The sequence below is a fragment of the Streptomyces sp. bgisy159 genome (genome assembly GCF_057707805.1).
This window is the reverse complement of the sequence record NZ_JBYIQX010000019.1, coordinates 61,396-75,489: the sequence shown is the minus strand read 5'-3', so window position 1 is coordinate 75,489 and position 14,094 is coordinate 61,396. Positions and strand designations below refer to the sequence as shown.

At 74.2% G+C, this 14,094-nt stretch carries 11 protein-coding genes and 3 pseudogenes; 6 read left to right on the top strand and 8 right to left on the bottom strand.

The features are described 5' to 3' along the window. Positions 1-265: 265 nt before the first annotated feature. The gene (locus AC3ET3_RS19800) at positions 266-1,693 is read right to left on the bottom strand and encodes an MFS transporter (protein WP_435612574.1); all 1,428 of its coding nucleotides are present in this window, start codon (positions 1,691-1,693) and stop codon (positions 266-268) included. Between the two features lie 101 nt (positions 1,694-1,794). Between AC3ET3_RS19800 and AC3ET3_RS19795 the strand changes: the two genes are divergently transcribed. Beyond that, positions 1,795-2,676: a helix-turn-helix transcriptional regulator gene (locus AC3ET3_RS19795; protein ID WP_435612573.1), complete on the top strand. Its 882-nt coding sequence runs from the start codon at positions 1,795-1,797 to the stop codon at positions 2,674-2,676. 138 nt (positions 2,677-2,814) lie between these two features. Here AC3ET3_RS19795 and AC3ET3_RS19790 read toward each other — a convergent pair whose 3' ends face one another. Beyond that, complete coding sequence (locus tag AC3ET3_RS19790) at positions 2,815-3,273, bottom strand: SRPBCC family protein (protein WP_432135337.1); 459 nt, start codon at positions 3,271-3,273, stop codon at positions 2,815-2,817. Between the two features lie 407 nt (positions 3,274-3,680). Between AC3ET3_RS19790 and AC3ET3_RS19785 the strand changes: the two genes are divergently transcribed. Continuing rightward, positions 3,681-5,129 (top strand): extracellular catalytic domain type 1 short-chain-length polyhydroxyalkanoate depolymerase, encoded by a 1,449-nt coding sequence (locus AC3ET3_RS19785; protein ID WP_435612595.1) that lies wholly within the window; start codon positions 3,681-3,683, stop codon positions 5,127-5,129. Positions 5,130-5,150: 21 nt separating this feature from the next. Here the strand turns inward: AC3ET3_RS19785 and AC3ET3_RS19780 are convergent, their stop codons facing one another. Continuing rightward, positions 5,151-5,567: a winged helix-turn-helix transcriptional regulator gene (locus tag AC3ET3_RS19780; RefSeq protein WP_432135339.1), complete on the bottom strand. Its 417-nt coding sequence runs from the start codon at positions 5,565-5,567 to the stop codon at positions 5,151-5,153. Between the two features lie 136 nt (positions 5,568-5,703). Here AC3ET3_RS19780 and AC3ET3_RS19775 point away from each other — a divergent pair, with 136 nt between their 5' ends. Continuing rightward, positions 5,704-6,597: an NADP-dependent oxidoreductase gene (locus AC3ET3_RS19775; protein WP_435612572.1), complete on the top strand. Its 894-nt coding sequence runs from the start codon at positions 5,704-5,706 to the stop codon at positions 6,595-6,597. A gap of 309 nt (positions 6,598-6,906) precedes the next feature. Here AC3ET3_RS19775 and AC3ET3_RS19770 read toward each other — a convergent pair. The 3 genes and pseudogenes from AC3ET3_RS19770 to AC3ET3_RS19760 form a co-directional block, all read right to left on the bottom strand. Next, positions 6,907-8,073: pseudogene (locus AC3ET3_RS19770) on the bottom strand (ABC transporter substrate-binding protein). A gap of 59 nt (positions 8,074-8,132) precedes the next feature. After that, positions 8,133-8,375: a gas vesicle protein GvpK gene (gvpK, locus tag AC3ET3_RS19765; RefSeq protein WP_435612594.1), complete on the bottom strand. Its 243-nt coding sequence runs from the start codon at positions 8,373-8,375 to the stop codon at positions 8,133-8,135. A gap of 30 nt (positions 8,376-8,405) precedes the next feature. Then, positions 8,406-8,689: pseudogene (locus tag AC3ET3_RS19760) on the bottom strand (SRPBCC family protein); the annotation flags it as partial. A gap of 11 nt (positions 8,690-8,700) precedes the next feature. Here AC3ET3_RS19760 and AC3ET3_RS19755 point away from each other — a divergent pair. After that, positions 8,701-8,889, top strand: a pseudogene (locus tag AC3ET3_RS19755) (phosphatase PAP2 family protein); the annotation flags it as partial. 43 nt (positions 8,890-8,932) lie between these two features. On the opposite strand, the gene AC3ET3_RS19750 reads toward AC3ET3_RS19755, so the two are convergent. Beyond that, complete coding sequence (locus AC3ET3_RS19750) at positions 8,933-9,757, bottom strand: DUF1206 domain-containing protein (RefSeq protein WP_435612571.1); 825 nt, start codon at positions 9,755-9,757, stop codon at positions 8,933-8,935. 242 nt (positions 9,758-9,999) lie between these two features. Between AC3ET3_RS19750 and AC3ET3_RS19745 the strand changes: the two genes are divergently transcribed. Both AC3ET3_RS19745 and AC3ET3_RS19740 read left to right on the top strand, forming a co-directional pair. Then, positions 10,000-11,664: an alkaline phosphatase D family protein gene (locus AC3ET3_RS19745; RefSeq protein WP_435612570.1), complete on the top strand. Its 1,665-nt coding sequence runs from the start codon at positions 10,000-10,002 to the stop codon at positions 11,662-11,664. A 150-nt stretch (positions 11,665-11,814) separates the two neighbouring features. Then, positions 11,815-13,212: a trypsin-like serine protease gene (locus AC3ET3_RS19740; protein ID WP_435612569.1), complete on the top strand. Its 1,398-nt coding sequence runs from the start codon at positions 11,815-11,817 to the stop codon at positions 13,210-13,212. A 13-nt stretch (positions 13,213-13,225) separates the two neighbouring features. On the opposite strand, the gene AC3ET3_RS19735 is transcribed toward AC3ET3_RS19740, so the two are convergent. After that, entirely contained in the window at positions 13,226-14,089 is an 864-nt protein-coding gene (locus AC3ET3_RS19735; protein WP_435612568.1) for a serine hydrolase domain-containing protein, read from the bottom strand. Positions 14,090-14,094: the final 5 nt, after the last annotated feature.

Genomic DNA, 14,094 nt, shown 5'->3' with positions numbered 1-14,094 from the left:
GGTCCGGAGGCGGAGGACCGGCCGGTGCGCCGGGCGGTGGCCCCGCGGGCGGGGGGAACTCCCGCGGGCGGGACCCGGAGGGAGTTCCCCGGGCCCCCCGCCCGAGGCCCTCGCCTCGGCGAACCCCGGGCCGCACCACGAGCCAATCCCGCACCCCGCACCCCGCAGCGCCGACGGGCCGAAGCCTCCAGGGGCGCCCCGGCCGGGCGCGGGGCCCGCAGAAGCCCGGACCAGGGCGTGCCCCGTGGAAGCGGCCCGGGCCGTGTCAGCCGATCGTGCGCGGCAGTCGCAGGCTGAGCAGCCCCGTCAGGACGACTCCGGCGAACTGCACGAGCAGGGTCGTCAGCAGCGCGTCGCGCATGCCGGTGTGGGGGGTCAGGGTCAGGAAGAGGGTGCCGAGCGTGGCCACGCCGAGGGCGAGGGACGCCTGCTGGGTGGTGGTCATCACGCCGCTGCCGACCCCGGCCCGGGCGGTCGGTACCTCGGAGAGGACGATCCGGTAGAGGACGGGGAGCTGAAGCGCCTGCCCGGCGCCCGCGACGGCACCGCCCGGCAGGAGTCCGAGGACGCCGAGGTCCGGCCAGGACCGCCACGCGGCCAGCGCGATCAGCGCGAGGCCGAGGCCCTGGAGCAGGGCGCCGGCGGTGATCACGCGGGTGCCGTGGCGGGCGACCAGCCGGGGCCCGGCGAGGGACGTGAAGAAGAACGCCACCGCCAGGGGGGCCAGGGCGAGCCCCGCGGCCACCGGGCCGAGGCCCGCGCCCTGCTGGAGGGCGACCGCCACGACGAACATGAAGCCGCTGAAGCCGATCGAGAACGGCAGGATCATGACCAGTCCACGCCGCAGCGTCACCAGCGTGAACAGGCTCGGCGGAACGAGCGGCGTCCGTCCGGCGCGGTCGGCCCGGCGCTCCACCGCGAAGAACGCGCCGGTCGCGACCGGGAACACGGCCAGCGACAGCCAGGTCCACAGCGGCCAGCCCGCGGCACGGCCCTCGGTGAGGGGCACCAGCAGGGCGAGCAGGGCCACGGCGAGCAGGACGGTGCCGGGGCCGTCGACGGGTTCGGGGCGCCGGGAGCGGGTCTCGGGGACGGTGCGCGTGGCGAACGCCAGACCGAGGACGACGACAGGGACGTTGACCAGGAAGACCAGGCGCCAACCGGTTCCCCACAGGTCGGCGGCGACCAGCAGGCCCCCGAGAACCTGGCCCGCCACCATGGACAGGCCGGCCGTCGCCCCGTAGAGACTCATCGCCCTGGCGCGGCGCGGCCCGGATGTCGCGGCCTGGATGGTGGCGAGGACCTGCGGCAGCATCGCGGCGGAGGCGGCGCCCTGTGCGATGCGGGCCGCCACCAGGCTCCACGCGTCGGGCGCGAGCCCGCAGGCCAGCGAGGTGACGCCGAAGGCGGCCATGCCGCCGAGGAAGAACCGGCGGCGCCCGAACAGGTCGCCGAGGCGTCCGCCGAGGACGAGGAGGACGGCGTAGGCGACGCCGTACCCGGCGACGACCAGTTCGAGCAGGGACTCGCCGGCGCCGAGGTCGCGGCCGATGGTGGGCAGGGCGACGTTGACGATGAAGAAGTCGACCAGGGGCAGGGCCGCGGCGAGCAGCACCGTGAAGAGGCCGGCGCCGCCGAGCGCGGCCGGTTCCGGTCGGGAACGGACGAGGCGTGGAGTGGCTGTTTCGGTCACGGCACCGAGCCTGCGCCGCCCCTCAAGGGGGTACCAGAGTGTCCTTATCCTGGTAGAAGCAGCACCTGGAAACAGTACGCGCGGGACGGCACCCTGGGACCATGACGATGTCGGCCCAGGACACGCAAGCCGCCTCCGCCGCCCCGCGCGGCACGGAGATCCGCCGCCATGAACTGGCCGCCTTCCTGCGCAGCCGCCGTGAGCGGATCCCCCCGGAGCAGGTCGGGCTGCCCCGCGGCCGTCGGCGGCGCACACCGGGGCTGCGCCGTGAGGAGGTGGCCCAGCTCTCCGCGGTCGGCGTCACCTGGTACACGTGGCTCGAACAGGCCCGTGACATCCAGGTCTCCGTCCAGGTGCTGGACTCCCTGGCCCGGGCCCTCCGGCTCGACGCCGGCGAGCGCGCCCACCTCTTCCAGCTGGCCGGCGCCGCGGACCCGACCCCGGCGCACAGCTGTCCGTCGGTGACTCCGGCGGTGCGGGCACTGCTGGACCAGCTCGAACCGCTGCCGGCGGCGGTCCAGAACGACCGGTACGACATCCTCGCCTACAACCGCACCTACGGCCTGCTGCTGTGCGACCTGGACGCGGTGGCACCGGAGGACCGCAACTGCCTGATCCTTTCCCACACCAACGACGACTGGCGGTCCTCGATCGTGCACCTGGAGGAGGCCCAGCGTCTGATGGCCGCCCGCTTCCGGGTCGCCATGGCCGGGCACCTCGGGGAACCCGCCTGGAAGATGCTGCTGAAGCGGCTGCGTGAGCAGTCCCCCGACTTCTGCGAGAACTGGGACCGGCACGAGGTCGGCGCCCACCGCACCAAGCGCAAGGAGTTCCTCAACCGCCACGTCGGCCGCATCACCGTCGACCACAGCGACCTGTGGCTCAGCCCGGAGCTGGGCGCGCGGATGGTGACGTACGTGCCGGTGGACGGTGAGTCGAGGGCGCGGCTGGAGAAGCTGCACGCGATCGCGTCGGCGCGGTGAGGCCTCGTCCGGAGCGCGGGGAAGGGGGCCGGTGGGTTCGGCCGGGTGAGTCCTCCCCGGTCGGGCTCCGCCGTCCTCGCGGCCCGGACCGGTGACGGGTCCGGGCCGCGGTGCGGTCGCCGGGCCTGGGGCGGTCGCTCAGCCCGGGGTGACCCGGCCCCGCCACTCGCCGGTTTCCCGGCCGTGCTCCTCGACGTAGGTCTTGAACCGGCGCATGTCGCCCTTGACCCGGCGGTCGACCATCCCGAGCCAGTCGGCCGTCTTGTCCGCCATCCCGCTCGGCTCGACGTCCATCGTGAGCTCCACGCGCGTGTGCGTGTCGTCCATGCTCTCGAAGCGGACGGTGCCCTTCTGCCGGGTGTCGCCGCTGATGGTCCGCCAGGTGATCCGGTCGTCGGGGAGCTGGTCGACGATCTCGGTGTCGAACTCCCGACGCACTCCGCCGATCTTGGTGGTCCAGTGGTTGTGGGTGTCGTCGATCTGCGACACCTCCTCGACCCCCTCCATGAAGTTCGGGAACTCCGCGAACTGGGTCCACTGGTTGTACGCGGTGCGGACCGGTACCTCGACCTCGACCGATTCCTTCACTGTGCTCATCTCTGTTCCCTCCGCGTAGGCCGGTGGTCGTCTGCGGCGGCACGGACGCCGGGTCCGCGCCGGAACCGCCCGGGCCGAGTACCCGTTCTTCGGCCACCCCGACCGCCCGGTCGTGTCTGTCGTGCCGAGCGGGCGCCGGCAGCCCCGTGCCGTACACGGCCGGGGCCGCGTGCGGCCATGGACGCCCGGGACACAGGGACCGCACCGACCGTGTTTGTCCAGACCATGTCACCCATGTGCTGCGGCCCCGATGATGCACCTCAGGCCGGCTCCCAGCCGTGCGGGGGCGGGCCGGAACGGGCCGAGCCGGGCCCCGCGCCCCGGCGCCGGACGAGGACATTTCCCCCCCAGGAGACCGCATCATGACAGAGCCGCTCCCCCTCACCCCCTCCCCCACCAGCCGCCTGATGAGCGGTGTGCGCCGCCCGCTCAGGGCATCGGTGGGCGCGTTGGTCCTCACCGCGGGCCTGCTCGCCGCCGGTCCGCAGGCGTCCGCCGCGGGGCTCACCCAGGTCACCGGTTTCGGCACGAACCCCGGCAACCTGTCCATGTACACGTACGCGCCCGACGGCCTCCCCCCGGGTGCCCCGCTCGTCGTGGCCCTGCACGGCTGCACCCAGAGCGCGGGCGACTACTTCGCGCACTCCGGGTGGCCCGAGGTGGCCGACACCTACGGCTTCGCGCTCGTCCTCCCGCAGACCAGCGGCGCGAACAACGCCAACTCCTGCTTCAACTGGTTCCAGCCGGGCGACAGCACGCGCGGCCGGGGCGAGGCGCTGTCGATCAAGCAGATGGTGGACGCGGCCGTCGCGCGGTACGGCAGCGACACGGGGCGGGTCCACATCACCGGGCTGTCCGCCGGCGGCGGCATGACCGCCGACCTGCTCGCCGCCTACCCCGACGTGTTCGCCGGCGGGGCGATCGACTCCGGCCTGCCCGCCTACTGCGCGGACAGCGTGGCCACCGCCTACACCTGCATGTACGCCCCGCCGGACAGGACTCCCGCCCAGTGGGGCGACCTGGCGCGCTCCGCCGCCCCCTCCGGTACCACCTCCTGGCCCCGCGTGGCCATCTGGCAGGGCACGGCCGACACCACCGTCCGGCCCGCCAACGCCACCGAACTGCGCGACCAGTGGACCGACCTGTGGGGTATAGGCCAGACCCCGAGCCGCACCGAGAGCCTGAGCGGGGGCACCACGCTGACCGTCTACGACGATCGCGCCGGCCGGCCCGCCGTCGAGGTCTACTCCGTGTCCGGCATGTCCCACGGTCTCGCCGTCGACCCGGGCAGCGGCGTCGAACAGTGCGGCAGCACCGGCACCTACTACCTCGACACCATCTGCTCCAGCTACCACACCGCCCGGTTCTGGGGCCTGGACGGCGGCGGGCAGGACGGGGACGCCCTGCCCGCGCCCGCGGGCCTCACGGTCACCGGAACCACCGACACCACCGTCGGCCTGCGCTGGCAGGCCGTCGACGGGGCCGCCTCCTACACGGTCCACCGGGGCGGCGCCCGGGTGGGCACCGCCCCGGCGACTTCGTTCACGGACGTCGACCTGGCGACCGGCACCACCTACGGCTACAGCGTGGCGGCCGTGGACGCCGCGGGCAGGGTCGGGGCGGCTTCCGCGGTGGTGACCGCGACCACCACCGGCTTCACCCCCACCTGCCACACGGCCGACAACTACGACCACGTGGCCGCCGGACGCGCCTATCGGAGCGGCGGCTACACCTACGCCCAGGGCTCGGGCCGGCCCATGGGGCTGTGGAACACCTTCACCGTCCACACCCTGCTGCAGACCTCCCCGGGCTACTACGTCCTCGCCGACTCGGGCTGCCCCGCACCGAGCCGGTGACGCCCCCGGCCGACCGGGGCCTCAGCCCTTGGCGTCCTGCGGGTTCTCGGTGTCGTACCGCTCCCGTGCCGCGTGGACCTCGTCGAAGTGGGTCTCCGCCCAGACCTTCACGGCCTTCAGCAGCCGGGCGAGGCTGCTGCCGAGCGGGGTGAGCCGGTAGTCGACGCGGACGGGGACCGACGGGGTGACCGTGCGGGTGAGGATGCCGTCGCGCTCCAGGGCACGCAGGGTCTGCGTGAGCATCTTGGGGCTGACACCGGCGATCTTGCGACTGATGTCGCTGTAGCGCAGAGGACCCGAGGACAGGGCCGCGACGACCAGGCTGACCCATTTGTCGCTGAGGCGGCCGAGGAGCTGGTTGGTGGGGCAGTCGCGGAGGAACGCGTCGTACTCCACCCGCGCCTGCTCTCGCCGCTGGGCCGCTGTCATGGTCGCCATGGCTCTCCTCCCGGTGAGGTAGGCACCTCCAGGTAACTACTTCCTCGGAGATAGTAACTCTTCCTAGGGTTGCGTGCGGCGGGGCGGAAGACGGTCAAGTCCCCCGCATCTGACGACGATATGAGGAGTTCTGACCATGCGTGCTGCAGTGGTGACGGAGTTCGGTGGCCCCGAGAACGTACGGATCGTGGACGTCGATGTGCCCGAGCCGGCCGCCCGGCAGGTACGGATCAAGGTCGCGGCGGCCACGCTGAACCCGGTGGACGCCGGGGTGCGGTCCGGGATCTTCGGAGGCGCGGGCCGGCAGACAGGGCTCGGCTGGGACGTCGCCGGGACCGTGGACGCGGTCGGTACCGCCGGCACCTGGAGCGTCGGGGACGAGGTGGTGGCGCTGGACCACGGCGTGGACGGCGCCCTCGGCGCACACGCCGAGTACGTCGTCGTGGACACCGACGCCGTCGCGGCCGCGCCGGCCACCGCCGACCCTGTCCACGCCGCGACGCTGCCGCTGAACGCGCTGACCGCCGCGCAGGCCCTGGACCTGCTGGAGCCGGCGCCGGGGCGGTCGTTGCTGGTGACCGGCGCGGCGGGCGCGGTCGGGGGGTACGCCGTCCAGCTCGCCGCGCGCCTCGGCATGTCGGTGACCGCGCAGGCCAGAAAGGACGACGAGGAACTCCTGCGGTCGTTCGGGGCGGCCCGCTTCCTCACCGGTGACGGCGCGGACAGCACCGGCTTCGACGCCGTACTCGACGCCGCCGTGCTCGGCGCGCCCGCCCTGGAGCGGGTGCGGGACGGCGGCGTGTACGTCGGTGTCATCCCGCAGGCCCAGCCGGCCTCCGTGCGCGGGGTGCGGACCCACGCGGTGGAGGTGCGCGCGGACGGAGCGCGCCTGGCCGAACTGGTCCGGCTGGTGGACGAGGGGGCGCTGACCCTGCGGGTCGCCGAGACGTTCGCCCTGGACGACGCGGCCAAGGCGCACGCGCGGCTCGCGGAGGGCGGGCTGCGCGGGCGACTGGTGCTCCTCCCTTAGAGCCCGCGGCCGCCTCGGTGGGCGTGCTGTGCCCGGGGAGGCGTTCCGTGCCCGGACGGTGTGACCCCGGGCTCGGCGGACGTGCCGTGTGTGCCCGCACGGTCGAGGCCCCGGGCCGGTGGGGAACACCGGCCGCCGGGCGGGCGCGCTCCGGCGAGGCGACGCGGCCGGCGACCTGGCGGTGTCCCGACCGCCGCCCGCGCGGCCCCCTCGCTCCGGCGGCCACCGATCCCTGCGAAGTGGCGGCGACGGCCCGGAGCGGGGGCGCGGGCTCGCTCGCGGAGCTCCTCGGGGGGCTCTCGCGGCCTGTCAGCGGTCCGAGGTCCTCGGCGGCACGAGGTCCCCCGGCGCTACCGGTCCGCCGTGGCCGGCATGGCGGGTCCGGAAGCGATCGGGGTTCGCCGGATCCCGGTCGACGACGTGGACCGGCGCTTCGGCCCACTGCCAGACGGTGCTGCCCGGCGGTCGGGAGAACCGGATCCGGCCGCGGGTGCCGTCCACCGCGAGGTGCGGCCACGACGCCGCGACGCGCGACCGGTCGACTCAGCCGACCCGCAGCGCCTCGGCGAGGACGGTGACGGTGTCGTGGCCCTCGAAGGCCACGAAGGAGGGCGCTTGGCCCAGTCGCTCGCGCAGGGCGCTCGCCACCCGGACGCCCTGTGGGCCGAGGGGTTCGGGCAGATAGCGCAGGAACGGGGTGGCCGAGCCGTCGTCGCCCAGCGCCGTCGCCCATGCGGTGAACTCGGGCTGCCCGGCCGGAGCCCCGATCACGACCTCGGCGAGGCGCTGGTCCCGGCGCACCGCCTTGACGATCGAAACCGCCGGTTCCGGGAAGCCGACGAGAAGGAGAAGGGCGGTCGCCCGGTCGTCGAGCAGGGCGGCGCACAGGGCGGGGGGAGTCAGGTCACGCATGTCGAGTTCGGTGACGGTGCCGCCGTGTGCGGCGAGGCGGTCCCGCAGGATCCCCGTCCCCGACGCCCAGTACGCACTCGGCTGGGTCGCCACGGCCACACGGCTGTGACCGGCGCCGAGCAGGTGGTCCGCGTAGATGCGCCAGCCTCGCGACTGCGCCGGGGGCAGGCGCGCCACCCAGTCCGTCGGCTGTTCGACGAGTTCGTCGAGCACCGCCGACGAGCAGAGGAACGGCAGGCGGAGTGTGTCCGCCCGGCCGGCGGCGGCGCGAGCGACGACGCTGTGGTACTCCCCGGCCACGGCGACCACGCCGAGCCGAGCCAGTTCGTCCACGGCCGCCACGGCCCGCCGCGGATCAGCCGCGGTGTCCCGCACCACGAGCTCCAGCGCCCTTCCGCCGACCCCGCCGGCCTCGTTGACCTCGTCCACCGCCAGCTGCAGACCGGCGAGCAGGTGGCGGCCCGCTTCGACCCAGCCGGGCGGGGAGAGCGGGACGAGGGCACCGATCCGCACCGGCGGGCCGGCCGCCGCGCCGGCTGCCGGGCTCGTTGCTGGCGTGTTCATGCGCCTACATGTATCACCGGCGGCGGCCTCCCGGCTGCCGGTCCGCGCGGTCTCAGGAGTCACTCACGAGGGAGCAGCGGGCCCAGCGGGCCGAGGTCCAGGTTGAGGTCCTCGGGGCGCAGGCCGTAGCGCTCACGAAGTTCGGTCATGCGGTCGTCGAGGAGCATCAGGGTCAGGCCGATCCGTTCCTCCTGCTCCTCGGTGAGGTCGCCGCTGACGACGACGCCCCCGGCGAGGAGTCGGTCCAGCGTGTCGACCAGAGCGATCTCACCGCCGCCATCGCGACCGTAAGGCTCCGGAATGCGGCATCGTCAACGGCGGCTCCCGCGGCCGGCGCGCTCGGACTCCTCAGGCTCTTCCTCCTCGTTCGCGCCGTCGTCCGCCTCCCCCTTGAGGGTGATGAAGCGGACGTAGTTCTTCAGGTCGAGGCGTGCACGGTGGCCCTGGGCCCGCCAGATGTTGCCGGTCTTCTCGAACAGGCCGCTGGGGTTGTACTCGATCACCAGCAGGTCCAGGCGATCCGGTCGTCGGACACCTGCTCGGTGGTGGTGGCCTTCCAGCTGCGGTTGGACCAGAAGATCTTCATCTGCCAGTCCGAGGTCGTCGTTCCCCTCCGGGCGCACCGCGGCGGCGACCGCCTTCACCGTCGCGGCGGCCGGCACGGTGTGCGGGACGGCGGCCGCCCTGGTGGCCCTCGAGCGCGTCCAGTCCGGCGCGCACTGTCCCAACGACGTCACGTCCGGCGCCCTGATCGGCCTGGCCTGCGCCCGGCTCGCCCGGCGGCGGCCCCGGCTGCTGCCGCGGCGCCGGCCGTGACGGCGCGGGCCGCGGGGCACAGGCGGCGCCGGGGTGCTCACCGTCAGACCCGGCGCCAGCGGGCCATGGCGAACGAGAAGGCCCCGAACAGCACGAGCCCGACCGCGACACAGGCCAGCAGGCTCGGTCCGGCGGGGGTCTCGGCGAAAGAGCGCAGGGTGTCGTCGAAGCCCTTGGCCCGGTCGGGCTCGTAGGCGATCGCAGCGCGTATGGTGAAGGAGCCCGCGACCGCGAAGACCAGACCGCGGGCAGCGCCGCCCACGACGCCGGTCAGGTCGACGGGTCGGCGCAGACGCGGCGGTATCTCCCCCGTCCGCAGCTTGTCCCGGTGGGCGCCCATCAGGGAGCGGCCACCGATCCACAGGCCCGCGACGACGATGCCGATGCCGATCGCGGCGACGATCCACCGGCCGCCGGACACCCCCAGCAGCCGGGCCGTGACATCCCGGGACCGCTCGTCGCTGGAACCGCCCCCGCCGCCCGAGCCCGCGGCGAACTGCAGGACCGAGTAGGCGACGAAGCAGTAGAAGAGGCAGCGGGCGCATGCCAGCGCCCGCTTCTTCGCCTTCCGGCCCCCGGGGCCGACGGAGCCGAAGACCGCTTCCGACAGCCGCCACAACGCCATGCCGACCAGACCGGCGCCCAGGGCCCACAGCAGAACCGAGCCGAAGGGCTTCTCCCCCAGTTCGGCGAGGGCGCCCCGGCGGTCCGCCTGCCGCCCGGAGCCGTCGCCGAACGCGATCCGCAGGGCCAGCACCCCGACCATGAGGTAAATGACGCCGCGTGCGGTCAGCCCGGCTCTGGCGGCCCATCTGGTACCCGAACCCCGCGCCGCCCGCTCGGCCTCGATCCTGCTCCGACTCGCCATCACTCCGCCGTTCACCGCACCTCCCGGGGGATATGTCGACAGTCCGGATGCCCCGCAACGGCCCGCGCACACCCCGCCTCCGGGGCGATCGTCGCCGTTCGGCATCACCCGATGCGGCGCAGCGCTGTGCGCCACCGTCCACCTCTCGTGTGACTGTTACGGCAAATCACCGGATTTCAAGCGTTTTTGTCTGATTAGTATGCGTGGTCCGTTTTTCTCGCCCTTTCCTGAAAGGACGTCAGATGGCGCGCACGGGCCACCGCACCACGCCGATCGAGCTCACGTCCCCGCACGACGCGGTGCTGCGCGCCGCCGCCCCGCGCGTCGGCCGCCGCCGCTTCCTCACCTTCACGGCGGCGGCCGCGGCCCTCGCCTTCACCACGAACCTGCCCGCCCAGGGCGCGATGGTCGCACCGCAGCGGGACGCGGCCCGGATCACGGAGGACCCCTTCACCCTCGGCGTGGCCTCGGGCGACCCGCTGCCGGACTCGGTCCTGCTGTGGACACGGCTGGCCCCGAGACCGTTCGAGGCGGACGGCGGGCTCGGCGCGGAACGGGTCGCCGTGCTGTGGGAACTGGCGCTGGACGAGCGGTTCACGGTCGTGCTGCGCTCCGGAACCACCACCGCCTTCCCGGAGTACGGGCACAGCGTGCACATCAACGTCCAGGGGCTCGCCCCGTCGAGCGTCTTCTACTACCGGTTCCGGGTCGGTGCCTGGATCAGCCCGACGGGCCGTACCCGCACCGCGCCCGTCGCGGGCGCCGCGACCCCGAGCCTGCGCCTGGCCGCGGTGGCCTGCCAGGCGTACCCGGACGGCTACTACACCGCTCACCGGCATCTCGCGCGGGAGGACGTCGACGTCGTCTTCCATCTCGGCGACTACATCTACGAGTACCCGGTCGACCCGGCCGGCGGCGCCCGCGGCTACACCGGTGACGCGGTCCTTCCCGACGTGTTCGGCCACGAGACCACGACGCTGGCGGACTACCGCCTGCGCTACGCGCTCTACCGCAGCGACGCCGACCTGCAGGCGGTGCACGCCGCCCACCCCTTCGTCCTCACCTGGGACGACCACGAGACGGAGAACAACTACGCCGGCTCCGTCAGCGAGAACGGCGAGCCCCCGGAGCAGTTCCTCGCCCGGCGCGCCGCGGCCTACCGGGCCTACTGGGAGAACCAGCCGCTGCGCGCCGCCCAGTTGCCCAGCGGGCCGAACGCTCAGCTCTACCGGCGGCTGATCTGGGGCGACCTCGCGCAGTTCGACATCCTCGACACCCGGCAGTACCGCTCGGACCAGGCCTACGGCGACCGGCCGCACGTCCCGGGCCCGGAGAGCACCGATCCGTCCCGGACGCTGACCGGCGACGCCCAGGAACGCTGGCTCATCGACGGCTGGCGGTCGTCGCGCGCCCGGTGGAAGGTGATGCCCCAGCAGGTGTGTTTCGCCCAGCGCAGGTTCAACCTCAACGCGCAGTCCACGGTCTCCGTGGACGCCTGGGACGGCTACCCCGCGTCCCGGCGGCGGGTGATGGACGGGGCCAGGGCGGCGGGGCTGGACAACTGGCTGGTCCTGACGGGGGACGTCCATGTGGCCTACGCCTTCGACCTGAAGGAGGACTTCGACGACCCGGGGTCCAGGACGGTGGGGACGGAACTGACGTGCAGTTCCATCGCCAGCGGCAAGGACGGGGCGGAGAAGCCGGGCAACTGGGACACGCTGATGACGGCCAACCCCCACATGAGGTTCTACAACGGCAGACGCGGCTACGTCCGGGTCGAGTTGGGGCGCGACGCGGCCCGCGCCGACTTCCGGACCGTCGCCGCCGTCAGCCGGCCCGGAGCGGCGATCACCACGGCCGCCTCCTTCGTCACCGAGGCGGGCAGCCCGGGGCTCGAGCGGGCCTGACCCGCCTACTGCGCATGCCTCCCTCCGCGTCCCCCTTCGCGCGAAACCCCCGCGCGGGCCGCGTCGGAACGGGCCGGTACGGCTAGATCTCCGGTTCCCGGCGTCCGGCGTCGCGCCGGTCCCGGATCCGAACCCTCAGGAGGCACACGCATGGTCGGAACACGCTTGGTCAGAACACTCCGCGGAGGCAGACGCCGCGCCGCCCTGGTGGCGGCCGGCGCGCTGGTCCTCGGCACCGCCCCCGCCGCGGCGGTCGCCGGACCGGCTCCCGCGGCCGGTCCCCTCCCGACCGCCGCACAGACCCTCGGCGCCGACAAGCCGTCCCCGCAAGTGCTCCGCGCCATGCAGCGCGACCTGCGGCTGACGGCCGCCCAGGCGCGGGACCGCCTGGTCAACGAGGCCGAGGCGGGCGCCCGCGTGGGCCTGCTGCGCCACGCACTCGGCGAACGCTTCGCCGGGGCCTGGGTGAGCGGCGCGACGTCCGACAGGCTCACCGTGGCCACCACCCGGGTCGGCGACGAGGCCGCCATCCGTGCCCAGGGCGCCGAGACCGCCGTGGTGACCACCTCGCTGAGCGACCTCGGCGCCGTGAAGAAGAAGCTCGACGCCACGGCCGCCCGCACCCGGTCCATCGCCCTGGACGCGCCGGTCTGGTACGTGGACGTGCGGGCCAACCGGGTGGTCGTGCAGGGCGTCAGCCGGGCGGCCGGGGACGCCTTCGTCGAGGCGGCGGGCGTGGACGCCGCGCGGGTGACCGTCCAGGTGGTGAAGGACCGGCCCCGCACACTCGCCGACGTCGTCGGCGGCGACCCGTACTACATCGACGACTCCGCCCGCTGCTCCGTCGGGTTCTCCGTCACCAAGGAGGAGCAGCAGGGCTTCGCCACCGCCGGTCACTGCGGCGACCCCGGCGCGAAGACCGCCGGCGCCGACCGGACGGACCAGGGCACCTTCCAGGCGTCCGTCTTCCCGGGCAAGGACATGGCGTGGGTGGCGGTGAACAGCGACTGGACGGCCACGCCCCGGATCAGGGGGGAGGCCGACGCGCTGGTGGACGTCAGCGGGTCGGTCCAGGCGGTCGTCGGAGCGTCGGTGTGCCGTTCGGGTTCCACCACCGGCTGGCACTGCGGGACGATCCAGGAGGAGAACGTGACGGTGCGTTACTCCGAGGGCACGGTACACGGCCTCACCCGCACCACCGTGTGCGCCGAGCCGGGCGACTCCGGCGGCCCGTACGCCTCCGGCGCGCAGGCCCAGGGCACCACCTCCGGCGGCTCCGGGGACTGCGCGAGCGGCGGCACCACCTTCTTCCAGCCGGTCAACCCGGTGCTGAAGGAGTTCGGGCTCACCCTGAAGACCGCGGGCTCCGAGTCCGGCACGCCCGGCCCGCAGGACGACGCGACCGTCGACACGTGGGCCGAGGGGCGGGTGTACGCGCCGGGCGCGACGGTGACGTACGGCGCGGAGCGGTACCGCTGCCTGCAGTCCCACCAGGCGCGGGGCGCGTGGCTCCCGGGCGGCACGCCGGCCCTGTGGCAGCGTCTGTGACACCGCCCGGCGGTCAGTGCTCGGCGGGCAGTGCGTACGCCGTGGCCACGAAGGGGTCCCGGGCGCGGAAGCGGCGGGTGCACACGGCGGCCACCGCGGTGCCGGGCCGGAATCCGAGGAACGCCTGCTGGCCGAGGGTGGCGCCGCTGTGGAAGTACATCGGCCCGCCGTCGGTGGGGTGCCGGAACCACGTCAGCGTGTGGACGTGCCGGTGATCCAGGCCGCGGCGCAGCAACGGGGTGCGGACCGCCCGTAGGGCGCCGGGGATCGGGGTGGTGTCGGGGCCGAGGTGGGCTTCCAGGAAGGTGAGCAGGTCGTGGGGGGGGGTGGCGCGGAGGGCGCCCGTCGCCCGGCGCACGGCGCGTACGAAGCCGCGGCTGACGTCGACGACCCGGTGCTGTGCCGCGCGGTTCAGGGCGCAGTCCTCGCCGGGCAGGGCGAGCGCGGCGAGGACCGACAGCCGGTGTGTCACGGACTGCCAGGGGGCTTCGTACAGCCACCCGGCGTCGGGTTCGGCGCCCGCGTCGCCGTGGGCCGGGCCGTGGGCGGCGTCGACCGTCCGCAGGCCGCGCACCATGCCCCAGTGGCTCCGGCGCACGGTCGGGGCCGCGTCGGCCTGCGGCCGGAACGCCTCGATCGCCCCGCGGAACACGGCCAGTTCCTGTCCGGCGGGCGGGGTCCGGTCGAGTACGCGGGGCAGCAGTACATCGGCCCCGAGGACGCGGACGGCGGCGAGGAGGACCCCCTGGGCCCGCTCGTCCGGTGGTGCCCCGCCGGGGAAGGGGGCGTGGCCGCCGCCGCGGAGGGCGGAGGCCACGCCCGAAGCGAGGTCCTGCACCACGCCCTGCAGGAGGGCCGAAGTACCTGACTGCTCCATCTACG